This window comes from Nostoc parmelioides FACHB-3921, from assembly GCF_014696625.1.
GTDB lineage: Bacteria > Cyanobacteriota > Cyanobacteriia > Cyanobacteriales > Nostocaceae > Trichormus > Trichormus parmelioides.
This window is the reverse complement of sequence record NZ_JACJQL010000008.1, coordinates 16,592-40,604: the sequence shown is the minus strand read 5'-3', so window position 1 is coordinate 40,604 and position 24,013 is coordinate 16,592. Positions and strand designations below refer to the sequence as shown.

Annotated in this window: 20 protein-coding genes; 12 read left to right on the top strand and 8 right to left on the bottom strand. The window is 38.9% G+C overall.

The genetic code is table 11. The annotated features are described in order from the left end of the window. Positions 1-9: 9 nt before the first annotated feature. From H6G14_RS07885 to H6G14_RS07845, 9 genes are all read left to right on the top strand, one after another. The gene (locus H6G14_RS07885; RefSeq protein ID WP_190566579.1) at positions 10-1,335 is read left to right on the top strand and encodes a glycosyltransferase; all 1,326 of its coding nucleotides are present in this window, start codon (positions 10-12) and stop codon (positions 1,333-1,335) included. Next, positions 1,328-2,395 (top strand): NAD-dependent epimerase/dehydratase family protein, encoded by a 1,068-nt coding sequence (locus H6G14_RS07880; protein ID WP_190566577.1) that lies wholly within the window; start codon positions 1,328-1,330, stop codon positions 2,393-2,395. Before H6G14_RS07885 ends, H6G14_RS07880 begins: the two co-directional genes overlap by 8 nt. A gap of 35 nt (positions 2,396-2,430) precedes the next feature. Beyond that, positions 2,431-3,498, top strand: coding sequence for an NAD-dependent epimerase/dehydratase family protein (locus tag H6G14_RS07875; RefSeq protein WP_190566575.1), 1,068 nt, complete (start codon positions 2,431-2,433; stop codon positions 3,496-3,498). Between the two features lie 53 nt (positions 3,499-3,551). Then, entirely contained in the window at positions 3,552-4,097 is a 546-nt protein-coding gene (rfbC, locus tag H6G14_RS07870; RefSeq protein WP_190566573.1) for a dTDP-4-dehydrorhamnose 3,5-epimerase, read from the top strand. After that, positions 4,090-4,980, top strand: coding sequence for a dTDP-4-dehydrorhamnose reductase (gene rfbD / locus H6G14_RS07865; protein WP_190566571.1), 891 nt, complete (start codon positions 4,090-4,092; stop codon positions 4,978-4,980). Before rfbC ends, rfbD begins: the two co-directional genes overlap by 8 nt. Then, complete coding sequence (locus H6G14_RS07860) at positions 4,977-6,053, top strand: glucose-1-phosphate thymidylyltransferase (protein WP_190566569.1); 1,077 nt, start codon at positions 4,977-4,979, stop codon at positions 6,051-6,053. The genes rfbD and H6G14_RS07860 overlap by 4 nt, the downstream gene beginning before the upstream one ends. A 172-nt stretch (positions 6,054-6,225) precedes the next feature. Further along, positions 6,226-7,254: a glycosyltransferase family 2 protein gene (locus tag H6G14_RS07855; RefSeq protein WP_190566567.1), complete on the top strand. Its 1,029-nt coding sequence runs from the start codon at positions 6,226-6,228 to the stop codon at positions 7,252-7,254. Between the two features lies 1 nt (position 7,255). Beyond that, positions 7,256-8,143 carry a glycosyltransferase family 2 protein gene (locus tag H6G14_RS07850; RefSeq protein ID WP_190566565.1) on the top strand — a complete coding sequence of 296 codons (888 nt, stop codon included), beginning with the start codon at positions 7,256-7,258 and terminating at the stop codon, positions 8,141-8,143. Positions 8,144-8,180: 37 nt separating this feature from the next. Continuing rightward, positions 8,181-9,248, top strand: a complete 1,068-nt coding sequence (locus H6G14_RS07845) for a glycosyltransferase family 4 protein (protein ID WP_190566562.1) — start codon at positions 8,181-8,183, stop codon at positions 9,246-9,248. 178 nt (positions 9,249-9,426) lie between these two features. Here H6G14_RS07845 and pcrA read toward each other — a convergent pair whose 3' ends face one another. The 3 genes from pcrA to H6G14_RS07830 all read right to left on the bottom strand — a co-directional run bounded on the left by pcrA (position 9,427) and on the right by H6G14_RS07830 (position 14,565). Beyond that, positions 9,427-11,748 (bottom strand): DNA helicase PcrA, encoded by a 2,322-nt coding sequence (pcrA, locus tag H6G14_RS07840; protein ID WP_190566560.1) that lies wholly within the window; start codon positions 11,746-11,748, stop codon positions 9,427-9,429. 90 nt (positions 11,749-11,838) lie between these two features. Continuing rightward, a complete protein-coding gene (locus H6G14_RS07835) occupies positions 11,839-13,566 on the bottom strand; it encodes a sensor histidine kinase (protein WP_190566558.1) in 1,728 nt (575 codons plus the stop codon). Between the two features lie 396 nt (positions 13,567-13,962). Next, entirely contained in the window at positions 13,963-14,565 is a 603-nt protein-coding gene (locus H6G14_RS07830) for a DUF3318 domain-containing protein (RefSeq protein WP_190566556.1), read from the bottom strand. A 209-nt stretch (positions 14,566-14,774) separates the two neighbouring features. Here H6G14_RS07830 and H6G14_RS07825 point away from each other — a divergent pair, with 209 nt between their 5' ends. Further along, positions 14,775-15,035 (top strand): hypothetical protein, encoded by a 261-nt coding sequence (locus H6G14_RS07825; protein WP_190566554.1) that lies wholly within the window; start codon positions 14,775-14,777, stop codon positions 15,033-15,035. A gap of 58 nt (positions 15,036-15,093) precedes the next feature. Here H6G14_RS07825 and H6G14_RS07820 read toward each other — a convergent pair whose 3' ends face one another. The 5 genes from H6G14_RS07820 to H6G14_RS07800 all read right to left on the bottom strand — a co-directional run bounded on the left by H6G14_RS07820 (position 15,094) and on the right by H6G14_RS07800 (position 21,031). Beyond that, positions 15,094-16,713: an iron uptake porin gene (locus H6G14_RS07820; protein ID WP_190566553.1), complete on the bottom strand. Its 1,620-nt coding sequence runs from the start codon at positions 16,711-16,713 to the stop codon at positions 15,094-15,096. 129 nt (positions 16,714-16,842) lie between these two features. Next, the gene (locus H6G14_RS07815; protein ID WP_190566551.1) at positions 16,843-17,469 is read right to left on the bottom strand and encodes a Crp/Fnr family transcriptional regulator; all 627 of its coding nucleotides are present in this window, start codon (positions 17,467-17,469) and stop codon (positions 16,843-16,845) included. Positions 17,470-18,197: 728 nt separating this feature from the next. Further along, positions 18,198-18,866 carry a phosphate signaling complex protein PhoU gene (phoU, locus tag H6G14_RS07810; protein ID WP_190566549.1) on the bottom strand — a complete coding sequence of 223 codons (669 nt, stop codon included), beginning with the start codon at positions 18,864-18,866 and terminating at the stop codon, positions 18,198-18,200. 49 nt (positions 18,867-18,915) lie between these two features. Further along, positions 18,916-20,220, bottom strand: coding sequence for a sensor histidine kinase (locus tag H6G14_RS07805; RefSeq protein ID WP_190566547.1), 1,305 nt, complete (start codon positions 20,218-20,220; stop codon positions 18,916-18,918). Positions 20,221-20,278: 58 nt separating this feature from the next. Further along, on the bottom strand, positions 20,279-21,031 hold the full coding sequence (locus tag H6G14_RS07800; protein WP_011320093.1) for a winged helix-turn-helix domain-containing protein: 753 nt from the start codon (positions 21,029-21,031) through the stop codon (positions 20,279-20,281). Positions 21,032-21,578: 547 nt separating this feature from the next. On the opposite strand from H6G14_RS07800, the gene H6G14_RS07795 reads away from it, so the two are divergent. After that, positions 21,579-22,562: a coiled-coil domain-containing protein gene (locus H6G14_RS07795; protein ID WP_190566545.1), complete on the top strand. Its 984-nt coding sequence runs from the start codon at positions 21,579-21,581 to the stop codon at positions 22,560-22,562. Between the two features lie 44 nt (positions 22,563-22,606). Beyond that, on the top strand, positions 22,607-23,686 hold the full coding sequence (locus H6G14_RS07790; protein ID WP_190566543.1) for a hypothetical protein: 1,080 nt from the start codon (positions 22,607-22,609) through the stop codon (positions 23,684-23,686). Positions 23,687-24,013 lie beyond the last annotated feature (327 nt).

The following is a 24,013-nucleotide window of genomic DNA, read 5'->3' as shown; positions in this document are numbered from 1 at the left end:
TAATCTGCTATGTACAAAAAAACTTCTTATGCAAAAATACTAAAATTTCTGTTAGGTGGTGGATTAGCTGCTGGGCTAAATTTAGTACTCATTTTCTTACTTATTGAGAAGTTAAATTTTGACACTGCCTTTCTGAGAAATATTGCCAATGTACTATCTATTGAAATATCGTTAATATTTAGTTTTTTTATATACAGAACTTGGGTATGGACTGGTGGTATTTGGAATTTGAGAGAAGTAGTTTTACGTCAACTGCCTCTTTATCATGTTTCTGCTGGACTAGCAGTTATTACGCGTGTTTTCTTGATTTTTCCGATTTTAGATTGGTTGCGGGTTAACTATGCAGTTAATACTCTAATAGGCGCACTTTTGAGCGCATCTATTAACTATCTTATTAGTGACAGTTTTGTATTTAAAACACCAAGAAAACAAAATCGAGATGACTTACAAGGAGAAACCCCTTTAGATTCATATTATCCAGAAGCATTAGCTCCAGCTATATCAATCGGCTCAAGAACCAGAGAATCTGAACCGAAAGTTGTAGGTGTTTCTAAAACTATTACTACTTTATCAATAGTCATTCCAGCCTACAATGAAGAAGATTGCATAGTGCAGACAATGCAGACGATTAGTAAAACCTTAGAAGGTGAACAAATAGATTATGAAATTTTAGTGGTTAACGATAATAGTAAGGATAGAACTGAAGAATTATTACAGCAAATTACTTCACAGAATAGTAAGCTGCGCTATGTGAATAATTATTATCCTAATGGCTTTGGCTTTGCGGTTCGCTGTGGTCTGGAGAACTTCACAGGTGATGCTGTAGCTGTGGTGATGGCAGATAGTTCAGATGCACCAGAGGATATAGTATCCTACTTCTATAAGTTACAAGAGGGCTATGACTGCGTTTTTGGTTCTCGTTTTGTTAAAGGTGGTAAAGTAATTGATTATCCTGGTCACAAACTGGTAGTAAATCGTTTAGCAAACTTATTTATTCAAATCTTATTTGGTTTGAAATTTAATGATATTACTAATGCTTTTAAAGTTTATCGCAAAGAAGTAATTGAAGGTATTTCTCCATTAATTTCTCATCATTTTAACTTAACGGTAGAATTGCCTCTTAAAGCTATAGTTAGAGGTTATTCTTTTACAACTATTCCTATAATTTGGAGAAATAGAACTACGGGTGTTTCTAAGCTCAAGCTAAAAGAGATGGGTAGTCGATATTTGTTTATAGTTCTCTACATCTGGTTAGAAAAACACCTGTCCCGTGGAGATTACCATCTTAGTAAAAAAAGAACTGTCGTTAAATCAAAGGCTGAATCAAATGGCTGAACGTATTTTAATTTTAGGAGGGGCTGGTTTTATTGGCAGTTCTTTAGCAATCAGTCTCAAACAACAGCATCCTTCATGGAAAATCAGTTGTTTTGATAATTTACGGAGACGAGGTTCAGAATTAAATCTGACTAGATTCAAAAAATCAGGAATTGAGTTTATTCACGGTGATATTCGCTCTCCTAGCGATTTAGAACCAGGAATGTTCAATATCGATACTATTATTGACTGTTCTGCTGAACCTTCTGTTCTTGCAGGATTTTCCTCTCCACAATACGTCCTGCAAACAAATTTATTAGGAACTATTAATGTTCTGGAATTAGCTAGACAAATCGATGCTCGCTTGCTCTTTCTCTCTACTAGTCGTGTTTATCCGATTGAAACACTGAAGTCCATTAATCTGATAGAATCACCAACCCGATTGACTATTGCTCCTGAGCAAACAATTTCCGGAGTATCTAATCTTGGTATTGCCGAAGACTTTCCTCTTCAAAGCTACCGTTCTCTATATGGTACTACTAAACTTGCATCAGAGATGCTAATTGAAGAGTATCGACAAGCTTACGGTATTCAAGCAATAGTTAATCGTTGTGGCGTAATTACAGGGCCTTGGCAAATGGGGAAAGTTGACCAAGGTGTTTTTGTTTTATGGTTAGCTGCACACTACTTTGAAAAATCTTTAAGTTATATCGGCTACGGCGGTACAGGTAAACAAGTGAGAGATTTATTGCATATTGAAGATTTATTAAGACTAATTAACTACCAATTAGAACATTTTTCGGAACTAGATGGGGATGTATTAAATGTTGGTGGAGGTGCTGATAATAGTCTATCTCTATTAGAAACTACTAAGATCTGTGAATCAATTACGGGTAAGTCCATTCCTATTAAATCAGAAGTCACAGCCAGACAAGGTGATATCCCCATTTACATTACAGATTCTTCCAAGATTATCTCTAAGACTGGGTGGAAACCAAGCATAAATCCAGAACAAACTCTTCGAGATATATATAAATGGATTATTGACTATGAGGAATTTCTCCAGCCTATTTTATCCTAATCTATTTACTATACTTTCATGTGAGAAATAATATTATGCCTACTGTTCTAATTACTGGTTCATCTGGTCTAATCGGTTCAGAATCCGTTCACTTTTTCGTCCAGAAAGGTTTTCGGGTTTTGGGCATTGATAATAATATGCGTGCGGTGTTTTTTGGTGAATCTGCTTCGACAGACTGGAATCGTCAAGTTTTAGAAGATAAATATGGTGAGAGGTATCGCCACTATGATATCGATATCCGCGATCGCACTGCTATAGAAAACCTCTTTCAAGCATATTCTACTGATATTTCTCTCATTATCCATACAGCAGCGCAACCATCCCATGATTGGGCTGCAAAAGATCCCCACACAGATTTTACAGTCAATGCCAACGGCACTTTAGTTTTATTAGAAGCAACTCGACAATACTGTCCGCAAGCAGTTTTCATATTTACTTCCACTAACAAAGTCTATGGAGATACACCTAACTATTTACCTTTACAGGAGTTAGAGACTCGCTGGGAAATTGCGCCCAATCATCAATATCAAGCAGGTATTGATGAGTCAATGACCATTGACAACTCCAAACATTCCCTCTTTGGTGCTTCCAAAGTCGCCGCAGATGTACTAGTTCAAGAATATGGCAGATATTTCGGCATGAAAACTGCCAGTTTTAGAGGTGGTTGCTTGACTGGGCCTAATCATTCTGGCGCTCAATTGCATGGCTTTCTCGCCTACTTAATGAAATGTACTATTTCGGGCGATACGTACACCATCTTTGGCTACAAAGGCAAACAGGTTAGAGATAATATCCACAGTTACGACTTAGTGAACGCTTTTTATCACTTCTATCAACAACCCAGATGTGGAGAGATTTATAACATTGGTGGTTCTCGGCATAGCAATTGTTCTATGTTAGAAGCGATCGCAATTTGCGAAAATATCGTTGGCAAAAAGCTGCAATATGTTTATACAGATGATAATCGTTCTGGCGATCACATCTGGTATATTTCAGATGTGGGCAAGTTTCGCTCTCACTATCCCACATGGGAGTATAAATATAATCTTCAACAAATACTAGAGGAGATTTATTATGCTCAAGTATCTAGACAAACAAGCTAATTTAAAATGAGTTACTTAGATTATCTTGCCAACAACCAATTCAGTAAAAATCTGTGAAAGTTATTCCTGCGGAAATCCCTGATATATTTCTCCTCGAACCGCAAGTTTTTAGCGACTCACGCGGCTTTTTCTTTGAGTCCTACAATCAGCAAAAGTTTATAGATAAACTGGGTATTACCGTAAACTTTGTTCAGGATAACCACTCATCTTCCCAGCGAAATGTTCTGCGTGGACTGCACTATCAAGTTATTCAACCCCAAGGAAAATTAGTCCGCGCTGTCGTGGGGACAATTTTTGATGTAGCTGTAGATATTAGAAAAAGCTCTCCCACCTTCGGACAATGGGTAGGTTATGTACTCAGCGCCGAGAACAAGCGCCAATTGTGGGTACCTCCAGGCTTTGCTCATGGCTTTGTTGTACTTTCTGAAGTTGCCGAAGTTATTTACAAAACTACAGATTACTATGCGCCTGGTGGCGATCGCACTATTCTATGGAATGATCCTGATTTAGCAATAAATTGGCCTCTCAAAGAACCACCAATTTTATCGGCTAAAGATAGCCAGGGTCAGCCATTGAAAAGCGCGGAAGTATATGAATGAATCAATCCTACTAATAGGTAGTAACGGTCAAGTAGGTCAAGAAATTCAACAAATTCTTGCACCTAGATACAAAGTTATCTCGGTCGCACGACCCAGGATAGACCTAACTCAAGCTGATAGTCTGCGTCAAATCATCAAAGAAGTCCAAGCGCAGATAATCATTAACGCCGCCGCTTACACTGCTGTAGACAAAGCCGAAACTGAACCCGAACTAGCTACAGCTATCAATGCTACAGCACCCCAAATTATCGCCGAAGAATGCCAAAAACTCGGCTCGTTCTTAATTCACATCTCCACAGATTACGTTTTTGATGGTCAGCAAAGTCACCCTTACCAAGAAACTGACCCCACTAATCCCTTAAGTGTTTACGGTAAAACTAAACTAGCTGGAGAAATAGCCATTAAACAAATTCACCCCCAGCACCTTATTCTCCGTACAGCTTGGGTTTATGGCAGTTTTGGTAAAAGTAACTTTGTCAAAACTATGCTGCGACTGGGTGCAGAACGCCAAGAAATTCGGGTAGTCAAAGATCAAATTGGCTCCCCTACTTGGGCGCAAGATATCGCTGACACCATAGCCCAGGTGATACCTCAAATACCGGAAATTTCTGGGACTTACCACTACACAAACACTGGTGTAATTAGCTGGTATGACTTTGCAGTGGCTATTTTTGCAGAATCCCAAAAACTAGGTTTTCCGCTCACAGTCCAACAAATTATTCCTATCACCACCGCCGAATATCCGACTTTAGCTCCCCGCCCCGCCTATTCTGTCCTGGCTTGTGAGAAAATGTCACAAGTTTTGGGAACTGCTCCCCCCCATTGGCAACAAAGACTGCGGTTGATGCTTCAAGACTGGCTATCCAAATATTCTTCACTATGAAAGCACTAATTCTCTCCGGCGGTAGAGGTACACGCTTACGCCCGCTCACATATACTGGAGCAAAGCAACTTGTCCCAGTTGCGAACAAGCCCATTCTCTGGTATGGGATTGAAGAAATGGTCGCGGCTGGTATTACTGATATCGGTATAATTATCAGCCCAGAAACAGGGGCAGAAGTACAAAGTAAAACTGGAGATGGAAAACCTTTTGGAGCTAACATCACCTATATTTTACAAGAACAGCCTGCCGGTCTAGCTCATGCTGTTACCGTTGCTCGTCCCTTCTTAGAAGATTCACCTTTTGTCATGTACCTGGGTGATAACCTAATTCAACAAGGCGACTTAAGCAACTTTTTACAACAGTTTATCCACGAACAACCTGATGCTTTAATTCTGTTGCGTGAGGTTGCAAATCCTACTGCCTTTGGTGTGGCTAAGGTGGATGACACCGGGCGGGTACTACAATTAGTCGAAAAACCCAAAGTTCCTCCATCTAATCTAGCGCTGGTGGGTGTTTATTTCTTTTCCCCAATTATTCATGATGCTATTGCTCGTATCCAGCCTTCAAACCGGGGAGAGTTGGAAATTACTGATGCTATTCAACGCTTAATAGACGATAAAAGACAAGTATTAGCTTGTAATTTATATGGTTGGTGGTTAGACACTGGCAAAAAAGATGATTTATTAGAAGCTAACCGCTTAATTCTTGATACCTGTTTAACAACGTCTAATTTAGGGGAAGTGGATGCTGAAAGTCAAATCATTGGACGAGTTCAAATTGGAATCGATTCTCAAATTATCAATTGTACAATTCGTGGCCCCGTAGTTATTGGCAATAATTGTTATTTAAAAAATTGCTTTATTGGCCCTTATAGCAGCATCGCCAACAATGCAACACTCATCGACTCAGATTTAGAACACAGCGTAATTTTAGAAGGTGCTAAAATATCCGGAATCGATCAGCGAATCATTGATAGTGTAATTGGACAGCGCGCGCAACTAACAATTGCTCCCCGTCGCCCAAAAGCCCTACGCTTTCTGATTGGTGATGATTGTCAAATCGAATTGACATAACTCCTAATAAAGTTAGGGCAAAAATAAAGCTATGTTATGCAAGACAAGGTTTTTACATCGGCTTGTAGTAGGGTTCAGCCTGCGACACTCTCCTAAGCGACTGTAGACCATATCCTGCTTATGTAGCAGATAATACCAACTCTCAATTATCTAGGTTGTTTTACTTAAGATAATGCAGTTTATAGAAAAAATCGGTATTGTTTTAGCCACATACAATCCCAATCTGGAATATTTTGAGAAACAAATACAGTCTATTAGACAACAGAGTTGGAAAAACTGGGTTTGTCACGTTGTAGACGACTGTTCTAACTCAGAATATCAAATGGGAATCAAGAAGATTATTGATAACGATCCGCGTTTTATTTGCCATTTCCACAGTCATAATCTCAACCACTATTATAACTTTGAACGAGGTCTAAAATATTGCGCTCAAGATAAATCTATTACTGCTATATCTCTTGCGGATCAAGATGATATTTGGCATGAAGACAAGTTAAAAATTTTATTAAAAAAACTACGTTCACAAAAAGCAGTCTTAATACATTCTGATTTAGAGTTAATTAATAGTTACGACCAGACTATTCACCCCTCTGCTTGGGATTTTGAAGGACGTAGACCTCACAAATTGTCTCACGATTTATTGTTACTTCGCAACGTGGTGACAGGATGCTCTGTATTATTTTGTACTTCTCTGCTCACGGATGTACTACCATTTCCACCACAAAATAAAATTAGGTGGTATCACGATTGGTGGATAGCACTAGTTGCATCACATAGAGGCAAAATTGTAAATATCCATCAACCCTTAGTTTGGTATAGAATTCATAATGCCAATAATGTCGGCGTTCTCAAAGACTCAGGTAAAATTCATTGTGAATTGTTGATTTTATGTCGCAAGAAATTTAAAATCAATGGCAATAGTTATTTAGTTCACCGAGACTTTAGTAAAGCCTTTTATCGTCGATTTAAACGAGAATTGAATGAGCTAGGTCATACCAACCCTTTTGATGATAGAAAATTAGATTTTGGTTGGCATATCTTTAAATTATTGTATAAAAGTTTGCTTATAGGCTATAATTCGGAAGGTACGGCGTTAAGAATTGGTGTTTTAAAATTAATTTTCGATGTCCAAAGAAGTTATAAGATTATACTTTCCCATTCTTTAAAAACGTTTAAAAGTTATTATAAAAACAGTCAATAGTATGGACGCAGCGTCAAATGTTCTAGTATCAATTATTTTAGTTAATTATAATGGCGCTGATGTTCTACCAGATTGCTTAAATTCCATAGATAAATTTATTCCTAAAGATAACTGTGAAATTGTATTAGTTGATAATGCTTCTCAAGACAATAGCTATGAGTTTGTTGCTAAGGATTTTCCTGATGTCAAAATAGTTAGGTTGCCGAAAAACTATGGTTTTGGTGCAGGAAATAATGCTGGTGCAAAAATCGCCAAAGGTGAATTTCTACTATTATTAAATACTGATACTATCCTAACTACTAATATTTTACCACACCTGATTGATTTGATGAGAGAAAATCCAGATGTGGGTATTATCGGTACTAAATTACTTTTTCCAGATGAGACATTTCAAGTTTCTTTTGCATATACAGTTGGTATTAAGGGCGAATATAAATCTAGAAGACTCCATAAATACGCCGAGGATAAATCTAAGTTAAATAGTTTAGAGCAGGAATTTAACACGATTAAAGAGGTGGATATTGTTGTTGGAGCAGCCTTATTTATTCGTGCAGATTTATTTCATAGTTTGGGTGGTTTTGACGAAAAGTTTTTTATCTATTTTGAAGATGCAGATTTATGTAAACGAGTGCAAAATCAAGGATATAAAATTTTATATACGCCTCAAGTGTCTTTAATACACATAAGAGGCCATTCTATGAAAAAAAATGCCAACGCTACGGCGATGGAATATAGACGTAGCCAAATTTATTACTATAAAAAACATTGTCCTTTATGGGAGATAATTCTTTTAAAAATATATCTATTGGCTAAATTTGTACCTGAGTTTTTGGTGACAAGAAATCCTTACAGTTTAGAAATAATAAAATTATTATTCGTAATAGCTTAAATATACTAAGCTATTTTGATACTTAATTTAGCTAGTTATGACTGTATTGGTAAACTTATCTTTTGCCCCCTTAAAGCCAACGGGATGGTTAACTTATAGCCTGAATTTATTGCCGCATATTAAATATTTAGGTGTTAATGTTCTCAGTCCCAGGGAAATTCCTGAAGTAAAAGTTTATCAATCTCCAGCTAACATTACAACAGAATGTGGAATTAAAGGACATTTTCAACGGTTGATGTGGGTGCAGTTTAAATTACCCAGTTTTTATAAAAAACTAAACTCTCAATTATTATTTTCGCCTATTCCCGAAGTTCCTTTATTTTCTAGTTGTCTCAGTATTGTTACTATTCACGATTTAATTCCTTTAAGATTTCCCCAGGAATTTTCTACGGCGCAACTTTTTTATTGCCGTAATTATCTACCTGCGGTGATTAAGCAGTCAGAGCATATTATTTGTAATTCCTTGATTACGGCTCATGATATCCAGCGTTTTTTAGGTGTTTCAGAAAAGAAAGTAACTGTAATTCCCTTAGCTATTGATCGGCGAAATTTTCGTTTTTTGGACTTGCCGAGAAAAAATTATTTCTTGTATTATGGGCGACATAATATTTATAAAAATTTAAATCGAATTATTGCCGCTTTTGCTGCGTTACCGAACAAGGATTATGAACTGTGGTTAGCAGGCCCAAATGATGCACGTTATACTCCGACGTTGCAAGCACAAGTTGAGGAATTAGGGATAACTCATCGTGTGAAGTTTCTTGATTATGTTTCTTATAGTGAATTACCTGTCATTATTAATCAAGCGATCGCACTTGTTTTTCCCAGTCTTTGGGAAGGCTTTGGTTTCCCAGTGTTAGAAGCCTTGGCCTGCGGTACTCCTGTCATCACCTCTAATTTATCTTCCTTACCTGAAGTGGCTGGAGATGCAGCCATTCTCATCAACCCCTACAACACAGCAGAAATCACAGATGCGATGCAGACTATAGCTCATGATGTTAAATTGCAATCCCATCTGTCTACCAAAGGAATCACTAGAGCCAATCAATTTAGTTGGGAAAGGACAGGTAAAGCAACGAGTGAAGTCTTATCTCGTTATCTTTGAATTAATTCTGGGTTTCAAGCCCCCGCTAAATTTAAAATTTAGCGGTCTTCAATGAGTGGCGCTTTCTTACCCCCACTCATTGTCTCTAATTTTGAATTTTGAATTTTGTAGCTTTAGCTTCCCGTAGGGTATTTTGAATTGGAGCGTTCGCGCAGCGTCTCGTAGAGAAGCGAGTTGACTAATCCACCTTTTGTAACTGGGCGACTCTGGGGTCAATAATTTTCTGACCCAAGCTTGTAAATTTAACCGCTACAGAAAGCTTGCTACCAGCACCAAAAACGTGGGTTATTTCCCCAATCCCAAAACTTTTGTGTAAAACTCTGTCCCCTACTTGCCAATCTTGATTGGCTGCTTGCTTACCATTGGTAGTTGTTGATGGGGGTCTAGTATAGGTTTGTCGGACTTGGTATTGGGTGGTGATTAATTCGGCTGGTAGTTCGTCGAGAAATTGCGATCGCATGGCTGGTTCCCGTGAGCCATATAAGCGGCGTTCACGGGCGAAGGATAAATACAACCGTTCTTGGGCGCGAGTAATCCCTACATAACATAGGCGGCGTTCTTCTTCTAAGGCTGCGGGGTCACTTAGTGAACGGTAGCCGGGGAATAATCCCTGTTCTAAGCCTACCAAGAAGACTACAGGAAATTCCAAACCTTTGGAAGCGTGCAGAGTCATCAGGGAAACGGCTGTTTGACCTTCTTTGAGGTTATCTAAATCAGAACTAAGGGCTGTACTTTGCAGAAACGCTGTTAAAGAAACATCTTCATTCTCTTCTTGGAATTGTAAGACAGCGTTGTAAAGTTCCTGCACGTTTTGGATGCGGTCTTCAGCTTCGTCTGTTCCTTGGCTTTGTAAATCTTGTACGTAACCAGAATCTTCTAAAATCCCCATAACTATTTCTGTAACTGGGGCTGTGGTTATTTGCTCTTGCCAACGGTTAATCATTTGGGCAAAGTTATTTACCCCTTTAGCCGATCGCCCAGCTAACGTGTTGACTGATGTTTCATCACTTAATATTTCCCAGAGAGTTGTACCTAATTGCTGGGAAGCATTGATTAAGTTATCAATAGTCGCTTTACCGATACCACGCCGAGGGGTGTTAATCACTCGTAATAGACTAACTGTATCTGAGGGATTAGCGATCGCTCTTAAATAAGCTATAACATCTTTAATTTCTTTGCGGTCATAGAACTTCATCCCACCCACAACTGTGTAAGGAATCTGATTTCTGACTAACAATTCTTCAAAGGGACGAGATTGGGCATTTGTCCGATACAAAATGGCAAAGCTACCCCAATCTAATTCCGGGTTTTGATGCTCTAATGTGCGGATTTGACGAATGACAAAATCAGCTTCTTCTAATTCATTATCTGCCTTGTGACAATAAATTTCTTCGCCTGCTCCCCGCGTCGGCTTCAGGATTTTATCAATTCTTTGAGTATTATTTTCAATCAGTTCGTTAGCAACTTGGAGAATGTTTTCACATGAGCGATAGTTCTCTTCCAACTTCACCATTGTGCGGGTATCTTCATCTGGTAAACCATCACCAAATTGATTCTGAAAATCTAGTAATATGGTGAAATCTGCCATTCTAAAGCTGTAAATAGATTGGTCTGCATCACCCACAACAAAAACCGAGCGATTTTGCCATTCCCATGCACTTTTTTTCTCTTCACCATTGGTTGTCAACAGGCGAATTAAATCGTATTGTGTGCGGTTAGTGTCTTGATATTCGTCTACAAGAATGTGACAAAACTTGCGATGCCAGTAACCTAAAACCTGTTCATTTTGCTGAAATAATCTAGTGGGAATTAAGATTAAATCATCAAAATCAAGGGCGTTGTTTTCTGCTAGTTTATCTTGATAACGATTATAGACATCAGCAATTACTCTCCCACGATAATTTGGCTGGTCTTTTTCAAATTCCTGTGGTGAAAGTCCTTGATTCTTGGCATTACTAATGGCGTAGCGGACAGAACGCGGCTCAAACTTCTTATCATCTAGATTTAATTGTTTAGTGACGATTTCTTTAATGAGACCTTGCACATCAGATTCATCAAAAATGGAAAAATTACGATTCCATTGTCGCCCTTTTTCATCTTGATATTTTTCGATATCAAAACGGAGAATACGGGAAAACAAACTGTGGAAAGTACCACACCACAGTTCTTTAATAGTATTTTTATAAACGCGCGATCGCAATTTAGTTTGTTCGTGTTCTGGTAGTAAGTCTAAACGCTTTCCGTGTTCTGTCAAGGCTAATTGTTCGGCAAACAGCCGTTGAATCCGTTCTTTCATCTCCCTGGCGGCTTTGTTGGTGAAAGTCACCGCCAAAATATTTTCGGGAGCAACACGGTGCTTCAGTATTAAATTAGCAATCCGATAAGTTAGCGCTCGTGTTTTACCGGAACCAGCACCAGCAACAACTAACAAGGGGCCGCAATAGTGTTCCACGGCTTGACGTTGGCTGGGATTCAGATGACTGAGAAAGTCGGTAGTCATTAGTTATTAGTCAGTGGTCAGTAGTCAGTAGTCAGTAGTCAACAATTAATGTGAATTGTTCTCCTGACCTCCCCATCTATTACTCTACCTTCAACTTTGCTCCTGAAGTGGCAGATAGACGGTAAAAGTCGAACCCAGACCTGGTTGACTTTTGACGAGAATTTCCCCTCCCATCATCTGGCAAAAGTGGCGGCTAATCGCTAAACCTAGTCCGGTACCGCCATATTTTTTTGTGGTTGAGGTGTCACCTTGAGTAAAAGGTTGAAATAATTGTTGCTGCTGACTAGGAGACATCCCAATACCTGTATCACTAACCGTGAAGGAAATCGCACCAAAGGGCATTTCCGTTAAAAAGTCTTCTTTTTCTCGCCTAACTGTCAGTTTGACTCTGCCGTTAGTGGTAAATTTAGCAGCATTACTGAGTAGATTTAATAATACTTGCCGCATCCTGGTTTGGTCAGCATACATTGTACCCAGGTGTTCATCACAATACATTTCTAAAATGTTGTTATTTTTTTCTATCGCTGGTTTGACGGTTAAAACAACATTGTTGATGAGTGTGACAACATCAAATATCTCTGGATAAAGGGTCATTTTACCCGCTTCAATTTTCGACAAATCCAGAATGTCGTTAATCAGTTCCAATAGATGTCTACCCGCAGAATTGATGGTTTCTAGGTCACTAGTGAATTCTCCCGACAAACTCAGGTCAGCCGCATCGTCTTTCAGGAGTTGGCTTAAGCCAATTACAGCGTTTAAAGGTGTACGCAACTCATGACTAACATTGGCGAGAAATATACTTTTTGCCTTGCTGGCTGCTTCAGCTAGTTCTTTAGCTTGTTCTAGTTCTTTGGTACGCTCAGATACACGCTCAATGAGACGATTGAGGGATTTAGCTAGTAAGCCAATTTCATCTTCTGTAGTCACAGGAGCGCGTAAATCAAAATTCGGTTTACGGGCCACTTGTTCTGCTACTTGGGTGACAGTAATGACTGGTTCCGCGATCGCTCGACTAGTCCGCCATGCTACGATGGCAGCGATCGCTACTGACACCAGCATACTCACCATCACAATTAATCTCTCAACGCTTTTGGCTTCTTCCACATCTCTTTGCCTCTGACGCTCTTTTGATTCAGCAGTTTGTAAGATGTTGGATAACTTCCGTGAGAGATGCTCTAGCTGCATGGCTGTTTCGCCGCGCATAATCTCCAGTAACTTCGCTCTAACTTGAGCTACCTGTTTTGGTGGTACAGGTTGCTGAATTTCTGCGACGACAGCATCTATTTGCTGCACATAAGAATCTAAATAAAACGCATAGTCTTGTAAGAGAGCTTTTAAGTTGACGCTAGTTGCAGCTAAGTCTTTAGGTCTACCCTCTATAAACTTGGCAATTTTTTGTTCCCCAGCTTCGGCTTTTTTAACATCTCTCAAGAAATCGCCTTTTTTCATGGGTAAGCGCTGGGGATCTTCCAAAAATGCCACAATATTGGAGCTATGCAGTTGCGCTCCCATAACAGCATTCTTGTAATCGGTTAATAACTGTCTTTGTTCTTGAGCTTGATTAAATTCCCTGATTTCTTTGCCTCGGTAATAGTTGGCAATCACTAATCCCGTGAGCGAGCCAAAAAAGCCTATGCCAATGGCCACAAAGTATCCATACCCAATTTTCTGATGGATACGCCAGGAACTTGCTTTGAGTTTCCCTCGTGAAGGAAATTCTATAGTTGGGAGTTCGTCTGTCGATGTTGATGGCTCTTCTAATGACACTTCTTTGCCGTCTGAACTGCTGTCAACAGGGATTGGCTGTTGAGTTTGCATCCCTCAAATCTCCTTACCCTCCCGCAAAAACCACTAAACCACCTTCATTTGTATAATTACTACAAATGTTGATAACCACTTGTATTATCTTTGTTGATAAAAATATAAGTAATTCACCTTTTAGATACTTCGCATAACTTCATGGTGTTTGAGTAGTTTTGATATGAATGTTTACATGGTGACTTGCTAGTAGCAAATAACAAGTATTTTGTCGATTTTTTAGTAGTTTCCCTGATTATTTGTCAGAATCCTGTTAGTCTAGCCGAGTCTTGCGTTGATTCTAGATAAAAAAACTAACTACTAGCTTCTAACTTAAATAATCGCTTTTTCAGTCGGTTTCTATTCTAGATGACAAACCAGCTTCATAACCAGCAAGAAACTAAATCTTGTGGTCAATTATGAGAAATTTTCTGGTATACCCACTGGCGAAAGACCAGCGATCGCTCGTAAATTTTGGCAGCGAATCAAAGCGATAAAATCTAAGCTAGAACGTCCTTCTATCTTAGCTACTGACTCAATTGCTGACAGCAAATTTTGTGCTGCTTCGGCTGCGGAATAACCACGGCGTTGAGCAACTTTGATCGCTGCTGCGTCCGCATTTAACTCAGACTCTGGCGATTTGTTGCTGCGCCAGATCCGCAACAAAGCGATCGCACTCAATCCCCCAGCGATCGCCACCCCTACCACATCAGACTGTGCAGATTCCACCAATCCGCCCAAAAGCCCTGCTAACACCACACCCTGATAAATATTTGGTGTAAACCACCTGACCCCCGTCAACCAAGCAACCTTTTGTAGGATGAGTAAATCCCGTTGTGGTTTTGTCAAGCGCTCCCATAAATCGAAGTTTATATATATTAGCCTCTCTTGATTCCAGGGCAAGGGAAACATCGGGTCAATTACCTGATTTTGTTCTGGTTTGCTGACAATTTTAATCGTCATCCGACCAGAAGCCGGCATCACTTCAAATAAACGACGTATTTCAACTTTTGGCTCCATAGGAATAATTGGTAATTTGTAATTAAGTTACAAAGATCCGACGCTCGCAAACTTGCTAACGCCGCGACCAGTTAAAAAGATTAATTCTATGATGATGAGATATAGTGTATGAAAAAACACCGTAAAAATGTCTAAATTACGTTGGCGTTAGCCTTCTTGTTCAGGGTAGCGTTGCGTAGCACAAAGTATTATGAATTACGAATTATCTCATGGATGCGTTTGCTCCCACCCCGCCCGAATGGACACAAAAGGCAGTTCATGCTTACGAATTTTGCTGTCCAACCTGCCGCGCCAGTAGTTTAGAAGCTTCACAAGTTTGGATTAATCGGCGATCGCCCGTACTAACAACAGACCATCGACGTAAATGGCAAGAGTTCTACAATTGCCAATGTGGTTGTGTTTGGTGGGCTTGGAGTAGCGATCGGCCTCCGTCCGATTTGTCTAAATCACAAGATGCTGATTTGCAATAAAAAAGCCCTCTTGCTAGAGGGCTGTAGATTGATTATATTCAGCAGTTAAGTACTGAACCTAGAAAGTGAATGTAGTACGCAATGTACCTACATAAATTGGGTCATTATTATCATTGTTTTCTGGGTTGAAGATTACCAACAAACCAGGGGTGATCAGAATGTTATCAGAGAGCTTAAGCTTGTAAAGACCTTCTAAATGATAGGAAGTATCACTATCATCGACAGCTACACCGCTAGCATCAGTAACTCTGGGTGGTTGACCAAAGATCACACCCAAGACATTACCTTCACCACCAAAGTCTTTGATACCAACACTAGTACCCCAATACCAAGCATCTATGTCACTACGAGTGGCAGTATTGACTGCATCAGCAGTTGTGTAACCTACCCAACCTCCAAGGGTGATGGTAGAGCTAGGCTGGAATGTAGCTTGGAAACCATAGTGATTGGCTTCAGTTTTCACATTATTACCAAAGGGTCTGTTAGCATTTAGACCACCTGTAGCATAGAATAGGTCTCCACCTTGCTGGTAAGTACGAGCATAGGCGAAACCAAGATTCAAAGCTTGACTTGGCTTAAAAGCTATCTGACCAAAAATGGTGTTGTTACCATCAAATAAACCAAATCCTTCAGCAGGGTTAGCAGCATTATTCCGTCCACTTGCAATATAAGCTGCCGTAAAGGTCAAAGGCCCACTAGGATTAACATTGACCGTGATCCCGGCACCGTCACCACCCTGACGATAAATGGGACTAAAACGTCCATAGCGAGACAAAGCGCCAGAACCACTGCTTCTAAAGTCAGGGTTAAAGACGTTGGTGTTCTCGTTCAACTCAGCACCAGTTGCATCAATCTTGACGCGGATAGAATCACTCAGATTGAACGCATAGTTGAGTTTATCGATGGAAACACTGTTATCAGTACCACCGTCATAACCCAAACGGGTCATGTTAGTCCCAGTACCTGTGGTTCCCGAATTGGAAATAATATTTCCCGCATTCAACCGGGTTTGTAATTGGTCTGTTCCGGTGAAGCTGCTATTTAAGGTTAAACGCACCCGATTAGCAAACGCCAGGTTGGAATCCAAATCTTGTGTAGGATTTCCTGTACGAACCGCTACTCTATCACCAAAAGCTTGAGACACACTGAAGATTGCTTCTCCAGAAAGCTTTGTAGTAGTAGAGAATTGATTAGCTTCTAACTCAGCAGTACGAGCTTCTAAAGCATCAACCCGGCCGCGTAAAGTCGCTAATTCAGCAGAGAATTCTTCTTGTAAACGCTGTAAAGTTGCTAAATCTTGCTTGCTAACTAAATCAGCTGTTGCTGTAGCAATCAGTTCGTTAACTCTGTCTAAACAAGCGTTCAAACCAGCAGCAAACTCATAACGGGTCAAAGCACGATTACCACGGTATGTGCCATTGGGATAACCTGCGATACAGCCGTAGCGCTCAACCAAAGATTGTAATGCTTGGAATGCCCAATCCGTAGGTTGCACATCTGAAAATTGTGATACAGATGTTACCTGGCCAATGTTTTGAGATTCAGAAGCTTGTGTTAACTGGGAAACACTCATTACTGGCTCGCCAGCTTCAACTGCTAAGGCGCTATTAGTAGCGAAAAAGGTCGCAGCAAAAACAACTGGACTGAATTTTAAAGCGTTCCAGAATAGTTTTGTCATGGTTTATAAATCACTCACACCAACTAATTCACACTCATTGTGATATATTTGACCCTTTTACATTTCAGGGTATATACACAAGATATCTGTAATCACTATACATCTTTAGAAGTACCAAAGACAAGATAGTTACTTATTTTTTAAGTTCATATTCATAATTGTTTTATTTGGTAAACATAGAATAATCCGACGTTTATAACGTACCAGCACGCCTTCATTTTCAAACTGCTGTAGTAACCTTGTTACAGTCACTCTTGTTGTATTCAAGACTTCGGCTATTTCTTGATGGGTAATATACATCTCAATGAGTTTGCCGTTTTCTAAGTTACGCCCAAACTTTTGACTTAGCCAAACCAGAAATTGCCATAAACGTAGGGAAAGAGGTTTACGGTGGACTATGCTTAACAGTTCCTCTGAACGTTGAATATGCGTCAGTAGATTATTAGTGTATTGATGCCAAAGATGCTGGGGTATAGTAATAGCTTCTACACTTGTCAAGCATTCAATTTGATATGGGTTGACTTTGGATAAAGGATAACCAATCACATCTCCTACTCCCCAATACCCTAAAGTAATAAATGAGCCATCTTCACTCCAGGTAAGAGTCCGGACAGCCCCACTCTCAATGCGCCAAAGTATGTCTTTACAAGGTGGGATGACTTCTTTACGCGTAAATAGTCTTTGTGTTAAATGCTCATTTAGAGTAGAGTCATTCAAGATGGCAGCAGAAGTTTGAGAAAGAATTGTAGAAGACATTATATGAGCATTTTCTGGATAAAAATAATGAATTTTCCAATAATATTGGGTTTGGCAATTATATAAGTCTATGATATGTATTGCAACTAAGAAGCTGTTAATGAATTTGCTCTACTGCAATATAAAAGCGAAGTTTAAAGATTAATATTTGTTTTTGCGATTATCTTAAATAATGGCTATTTACAAAATATAAGTCTGCCTTTTATTTTTCGCCTAAAAATAAGATGTTAGCAAATATTTTCGCAGCAAAATATTTTACTTTAAGAATGCATATTTACCGCTTGTAAGAAATGTTTGAATCGCTATTTTCGAGTTAAATCATAGGGTATTTATGTATTAACATTTATCAGTTAGCTGTATTTTAAACACCTAAGACTAAGGCAAACATAATCCTTGCTGATAGATGAGATAAGATTATTTAATGTTGTTTTTTCTTCCTTTTGCGTTCAAAACTCATGTGATAAATTACGCAACAAGACAATGAAAATTTCTAACAGTCTCTAATTCCTACGTTGAGGTCAGAGTCTGGTGATGATAACCAACCAAAGCCTTACTTAAGACTTTTTGGTCAAATATAATAATTTTTACTACGTGTTTAGCTGTCGTTACAGCCTAATTTAGTTTTGTAAGTTTAAGAAAAGATAAACGATTGGTAAAATATCACCTTTAATAAAAAAAATCCCAGCCCTGGGAGGGATGGGATTAGCTTCAAAATAACCAAGCTATAATTAGGCACGTTGACCAGTAACAATGTATGCCACTCTTTGACCAATGTTAGTTGCATGATCTGCCATACGTTCTAAACAACGAATTGCCAGTGCTAGCAGTATAATTGGCTCAACCACGCCTTGCACATCTCGTTGCTGGGATAAAGTTTGATAGAGGTGATCATAGGCATTATCTACAGCATCATCTAAATGCTTGATACTACGTCCACCGGCTTCATCTAAATCGGCCAAAGCGACTAAGCTAGTGGCTAGCATAGCTTGGGCGTGATGGGCCATCACAGCAATTTCTGGTAGAGATGAGTGAGGCGGATAGGGAAAGATTTTGACTGCTATCTGAGCTAAATCTTTGGCATAATCACCAATACGCTCTAAATCTCTGACTAATTGCATAAAAGCACTCAAACAGCGCAAATCTTGGGCTGTAGGTGCTTGTAATGTCATTATGGATGTACAATCTGATTCTATTTGTCTATAAAAACGGTCTATTTTTTTATCTAATCGGGGAAGTTCCTCAGCTGCTTTTAAGTCACGGGAGAATAGGGCTTGGTGGCTGAGGCGGAATGATTGTTCTACCAAAGCTCCCATGCGTAATACATCCCGTTCTAAACGCCTAATGGCTCGTGCTAACTGGGGATTTTCAGGGTTGGGACTATAAACGACAGCTTTCACACTTGTAGTCTCAAACGTGAAGATATCTTTAACTATAGTCTTGGCGTTGTCAGTTTGCCACTACTTCAGGTATATGAAGTTGTATCCATGCGCCACCGATTTCTGAATGGTTCATGGCTTTGATAGAACCACCGTGAGCTAAAATAATTTGCCTGACGATCGCTAAACCTAAGCCATTACCGACAATATTAGTATCCTGCAAGGCTGAGTGTGTCCGCGCTTTATCCCCCCGATAAAATCGCTCAAAAACATGGGGTAAATCTTCTTCTGCAAAACCTTTACCAGCATCAATTAAATTTATTTCGAGGATGGGAGGAGCAGAATTAGCTTCATGATTCTTCTTAAAGGATAAGATTTCGGCTTGAATTTGAATACTGGTATTGGGTGAGCTGTACTTAATACTGTTATCTAGCAAGTTGAGAAATACTTGATAAATCCGGGCTGAGTCGGCTTTAATCAATAGTTTTTCTGGGCCGGAGTAGGAAAGGGACAGATTTTGACGCTGTGCTAGAGGTTCTAGGGTTTCCCACACTGAAGTGATGAGCGATCGCAATTCTACCGTTTCCATCTGCAACTGCATGGTAGGATTTGCTTCCATTTGAGTCAGTTCTAACCAGCTTTGGACTAAGTTAACCAATCTGTCTACTTCCTGCATCAAACGGTCAACCCAACGATTTAAGGGCGGTTCCAGGCGATTTTGCAGGGTTTCTGCCACCAAGCGAATGGAAGTTAGGGGTGTGCGTAATTCATGGGCTAAATCAGAAAAAGACCTTTCCCTTACCTGATTCATGTCTAGGAGGGGCTGGCGATTTTCCAGAAAAACTCCCACTTGTTCATCGGGTAGTGGTAGACTAAATGCCCTTAACATCATGGATTTGATGGTGGGCATTTCTGCGGCGTTATCACAAGAGGGATGAAATACCCACTCTTTAGTCTGGGGTTTTTGGCGATCGCGTGTTTGCTCGATTAACCGATCAAGTTCATAGGAGCGCACCAATTCTAGCAACAAACGCACCTGTCCCGGTTGCCATCTTTGTAAATATAAGATTTCTCTTGCTTGCTGATTACACCACAGCAATTGATTTTCTTCATCTACCTGCAAATAGCCCACTGGCGCAAATTCCAGTAGGTCTTGGTAAGTTTGCAGCGACTGTTGCAAATCTAGTCGATGCTGTTTGAGAGTAGCGATTTCTCGTTGCAGACGAGGAAGCAACGGCAACACCACTTTCAGCTTAGAAGTATGGGAGTGCAGAGGTTGGGTAACTCGCGTCAGGTAGCGGTTTAGTTGAATCTGTTGCCAAATCCATAACCCAATACCTACCGCCAAACCCAGAAAAAATCCCAATAAGAGCATTTGAGTTTAAGTTGTTAGTTGCGGGTGATTAATAAAAACTAACAACTATCTCAATAGCTTATCCGAATCGATATCCAAATCCTCTTACAGTCACAATATATTCTGGGTGACTGGGGTCTTGTTCCAATTTTTCTCGCAACCAACGAATGTGGACATCTACAGTTTTGCTATCGCCGACAAAATCCGGCCCCCAAACCTGGTCTAGCAACTGTTCCCGTGACCATACTCGACGGGCATAACTCATAAACAGTTCCAACAAGCGAAACTCTTTGGGTGAAAGATTTACTTCTTGTCCTCGTACCAATACCCGACACTCTTGAGGATTTAAAGTCACATCTTTAAATTTCAGTACAGGTAGTTGGGGTAAAGTGATGAGACGCTGACGACGGAGTAAAGCGCGACAACGTGCCACCAACTCCCGCATACTAAAGGGCTTAGTTAAATAGTCATCTGCCCCTACTTCTAAACCTAACACGCGATCTGTTTCACTACCTTTGGCACTGAGCATCAAAATTGGTACTGGGTTGCCTTGATGACGCAACAAACGGCAAATATCTAAGCCATTTATTTGAGGTAACATCAAATCAAGAATCACCAAATCAAAGGGAAAATCTCCTCCGTTTGGTTCAAAACTTTTGAGATACTCTACAGCTGACCTACCATCAGCGGCAGTTACTACCCCATAACCTTCCTCTTCCAGTGCTACTGCTAGCATTTCTTGGATGAGTTCTTCATCTTCCACTACCAGAATCCGACTGGTTTGTCCAATCTCTGTTCTAGCCGAATACTTGATCGATTCACTGGTGTACATTGATATCACAAAAGTTCAGGCCCTGTGGTTGTATCAATATGGTGGTTAGAGTTGATTATCTGTTTTTCACTACATTCACACTTTGGCGATCGTGAATGATTCTGCAAGTAATATATGTAACACTGCCAAATATACCATAAATCGCTCTAGCTACACGCCCAGAGCAATTTCTGGGGTGCAATAGCTCTACACAAAATTTAAAATACACCACAGATAGCCCCAAGAGATCCAAAATTCCAAAATTCTACAGGATTTTAGATTGAGCCTGAATTTAATATTGTCAAATAAAATCACAAATTGCTTGACAGAGGTCAATTGATTTGGGTATATTTTCTTTAGTACAAAAGTACTAAGTAAAGGCATACCAAACAATAATAAAACCCACGGCATAAGCTTGATTTTATGCCAAGTAATATTTATTGCTTTATTACAGTATTTGCACTGCACCTTAAATGTATATTTAGGGGCTACCATCATATGTGCATAGGGTAGTTACTGGTATTGCTGACTACCAAGTTAATCATTATCTAATCAAGGGAGTTGAAATATGACCACAGTTGCACTCAAAGATAGTAAGCAGCAACTAATGCAAGCATTTCAACAAATTTTAGCAGAACAGAAAAAACTAGAATCCAAAATAGCCACTAAACAAGAAGAAGCAGACAAGGCAAAAAATCAAGAAATTTTAGCGATTGCTTCTCAATATACAGTTGATAGTATTGTCAAATCTTTAGCAGATTTACAATTAGAATTTGGTAGTACTGTTAATGCACTTTCTACAAAATTGGCTAAAGAAAACTCTAAATTAGATGAATTGAATCAATCTATAGAAATCGAAGCCAAGCATTTACAAGAATTACAAAGAATTAGAGTTGTTGCAGATGCTTTAGATATCTTGACACAAGAACACCAGGAAAAATTAAAAACTCTAGAGCAAGATACGGCTAGTAAAAAAGAGGCTTTAGAAAAAGAAATATTAACCAGACGGAAAGAGTGGCAAAAAGAACAAGCAGAATATGCAGAATCTCTACAAGCATACAATGATATTTTAGCCAAAGAACGCCAGCGAGAAGCAGAAGAATATCAATATAAATTAGAAACAACTCGTAAACTCAATACCGATGTCTACGAATCTAAAAAACGTAATTTAGAAAGAGATATTCAAGAAAAAACTCAACAAAAAGAAAAAGATTGGTCAGAAAGAGAAAAAATTAACACAGAACGTCAAACTATCTTTGCTGAATATCAACAAAAAGTGGCTGCATTCCCCGCAGAATTAGAAGAGGCTGTGAAAAAAGCTAGAGAAGAAGCAATTAAAGATACAAGTCAAAAAGCTAAAATTGAAGCAGATTTATTTGAAAAAGAATGGGGATCCAGTAAGCAAAGTTACGAATTAAAAATTAAATCACTGGAAGAAACTATTCAAAAACAAACGGAACAAATAGAAAGTATTTCTACTCAATTGCAAACAACACTAAAACAATCACAAGATTTGGCAATGAGAGCTTTTGATAGTTCCACAACTAAATAAATTTGGAAATTTACAATAAATAGTGGCAGTAAATAGAGGTTTTTATGGCAGTCAAAAAGTTAACTGATAAGAACACAAAAGCAGAAATTTTACAAGCTTATGAGGATTTAACTAAAGAAACTGTATCTCTTAAATCTCAACTTAGCCAAGCACCTAAAGAAACGCCAACCATCAAAACGGAACAACCAAAATCAGAACAAACTCAAATAATAAATCAGCCTTATACCATCCAACAAAAAATGAATTATACAATTGAGAGCCTAGCAAAAATTCAGTTGGGATTTGGTAGTGCGGTAAATGAATTATCGGAAAAGCTAACTACACAAGCTTCAAGATTATCTGGAATTAGCGAAGCGGTGGCGACAGAAGTTGAGCAATTAAAGAACTTACATGGCTTAGAAGTTTCTGAAAATACATTAGATACACTTATCACTACTTATGAGGAAAACGCAAAAGCCTATCAAGATGAGTTTAATCAGCGCTATGAAATACTATCACAAGAAATTCTCGAACAAAGAATAAATTGGCAAAAAGAACAAGAAGAATACCAAAGCAATATCAAAGAACGGAATGAAAATCAAAATAAATCTCGACAAAGAGATAATGCAGAGTACAAATATGATTTAGAACTTGCTCGTCAATTGGCAACTGATGAATATGAACAACAGCAGAAAGCTTTGTATAACCAATTAGAAGCATTACAACAAGATGCAGAAAAACAGTGGAATGAACGGGAAAAAGTAATTGCTGAAAGAGAAAAGCAATTTGAAGACTTTAAAACGAAAGTAGAAGTATTTCCTAAAGAGAAAGAAGCTGCCGTTAAGAAAGCTACAGAAGAAGGTAAAGGAATTGCTTACTACCAAGCCAAGGTTAAATCTGATTTATACGCTAAAGAAGTGGAAGGACAGAAACGCTTTTATGAACAGAGGCTTCAATCTTTAGAACAAACAATTAATAATCAAGAGACACGACTACAAAACTTATTTAAACAGCTTGATTCTGCACTCAAGCAAGTTCAAGATTTAGCGGTGAAAGCTATTGAAGGTACTGCTAATGTCAATTCTTATCAAGCAATCAAGGAAATAGCTTTAGAACAAGCGAAAAGTCAAGTGAAAAATAAATGAAGTTATAGGACTGGTATTTGATTTCTGAAATATAATTAGGGGCGCTACTGGGTCATTGCCCACTATAACCGTCATGCGGTGGGCAATATCTGCCCTACAGACACTTAGATAATTGCAATCATCAAATCAGGTTCCTATAAATAATTAAAATATAGGTGTTGACAGTTGAAGCTTGATAAACTTAAAAGCCTTGTTTTGTAATAATTTTTTCTTAGCTTGATGTCTTAATCTATCTGGCTAAGGCTATAAATAAAAAGACGTAATAATAATTACGTCTTTTTAAGATGTAAATACATTTAATTAAAGATATTATTGGTCTGTTTTATC

Excerpts from the sequence above, each read along its gene's own strand:
- H6G14_RS07860 (WP_190566569.1), top strand. The coding sequence starts at position 4,977 with ATGAAAGCACTAATTCTCTCCGGCGGTAGAGGTACACGCTTACGCCCG.
- H6G14_RS07805 (WP_190566547.1), bottom strand. The coding sequence starts at position 20,220 with ATGCTCTTATTGGGATTTTTTCTGGGTTTGGCGGTAGGTATTGGGTTA.
- H6G14_RS07850 (WP_190566565.1), top strand. The coding sequence starts at position 7,256 with ATGGACGCAGCGTCAAATGTTCTAGTATCAATTATTTTAGTTAATTAT.
- H6G14_RS07880 (WP_190566577.1), top strand. The coding sequence starts at position 1,328 with ATGGCTGAACGTATTTTAATTTTAGGAGGGGCTGGTTTTATTGGCAGT.
- H6G14_RS07885 (WP_190566579.1), top strand. The coding sequence starts at position 10 with ATGTACAAAAAAACTTCTTATGCAAAAATACTAAAATTTCTGTTAGGT.
- H6G14_RS07820 (WP_190566553.1), bottom strand. The coding sequence starts at position 16,713 with ATGACAAAACTATTCTGGAACGCTTTAAAATTCAGTCCAGTTGTTTTT.
- H6G14_RS07790 (WP_190566543.1), top strand. The coding sequence starts at position 22,607 with ATGGCAGTCAAAAAGTTAACTGATAAGAACACAAAAGCAGAAATTTTA.
- H6G14_RS07825 (WP_190566554.1), top strand. The coding sequence starts at position 14,775 with ATGGATGCGTTTGCTCCCACCCCGCCCGAATGGACACAAAAGGCAGTT.
- H6G14_RS07795 (WP_190566545.1), top strand. The coding sequence starts at position 21,579 with ATGACCACAGTTGCACTCAAAGATAGTAAGCAGCAACTAATGCAAGCA.
- H6G14_RS07875 (WP_190566575.1), top strand. The coding sequence starts at position 2,431 with ATGCCTACTGTTCTAATTACTGGTTCATCTGGTCTAATCGGTTCAGAA.
- H6G14_RS07835 (WP_190566558.1), bottom strand. The coding sequence starts at position 13,566 with ATGCAAACTCAACAGCCAATCCCTGTTGACAGCAGTTCAGACGGCAAA.
- H6G14_RS07830 (WP_190566556.1), bottom strand. The coding sequence starts at position 14,565 with ATGGAGCCAAAAGTTGAAATACGTCGTTTATTTGAAGTGATGCCGGCT.
- H6G14_RS07815 (WP_190566551.1), bottom strand. The coding sequence starts at position 17,469 with ATGTCTTCTACAATTCTTTCTCAAACTTCTGCTGCCATCTTGAATGAC.
- rfbD (WP_190566571.1), top strand. The coding sequence starts at position 4,090 with ATGAATGAATCAATCCTACTAATAGGTAGTAACGGTCAAGTAGGTCAA.
- H6G14_RS07845 (WP_190566562.1), top strand. The coding sequence starts at position 8,181 with ATGACTGTATTGGTAAACTTATCTTTTGCCCCCTTAAAGCCAACGGGA.
- pcrA (WP_190566560.1), bottom strand. The coding sequence starts at position 11,748 with ATGACTACCGACTTTCTCAGTCATCTGAATCCCAGCCAACGTCAAGCC.
- H6G14_RS07800 (WP_011320093.1), bottom strand. The coding sequence starts at position 21,031 with ATGTACACCAGTGAATCGATCAAGTATTCGGCTAGAACAGAGATTGGA.
- H6G14_RS07855 (WP_190566567.1), top strand. The coding sequence starts at position 6,226 with ATGCAGTTTATAGAAAAAATCGGTATTGTTTTAGCCACATACAATCCC.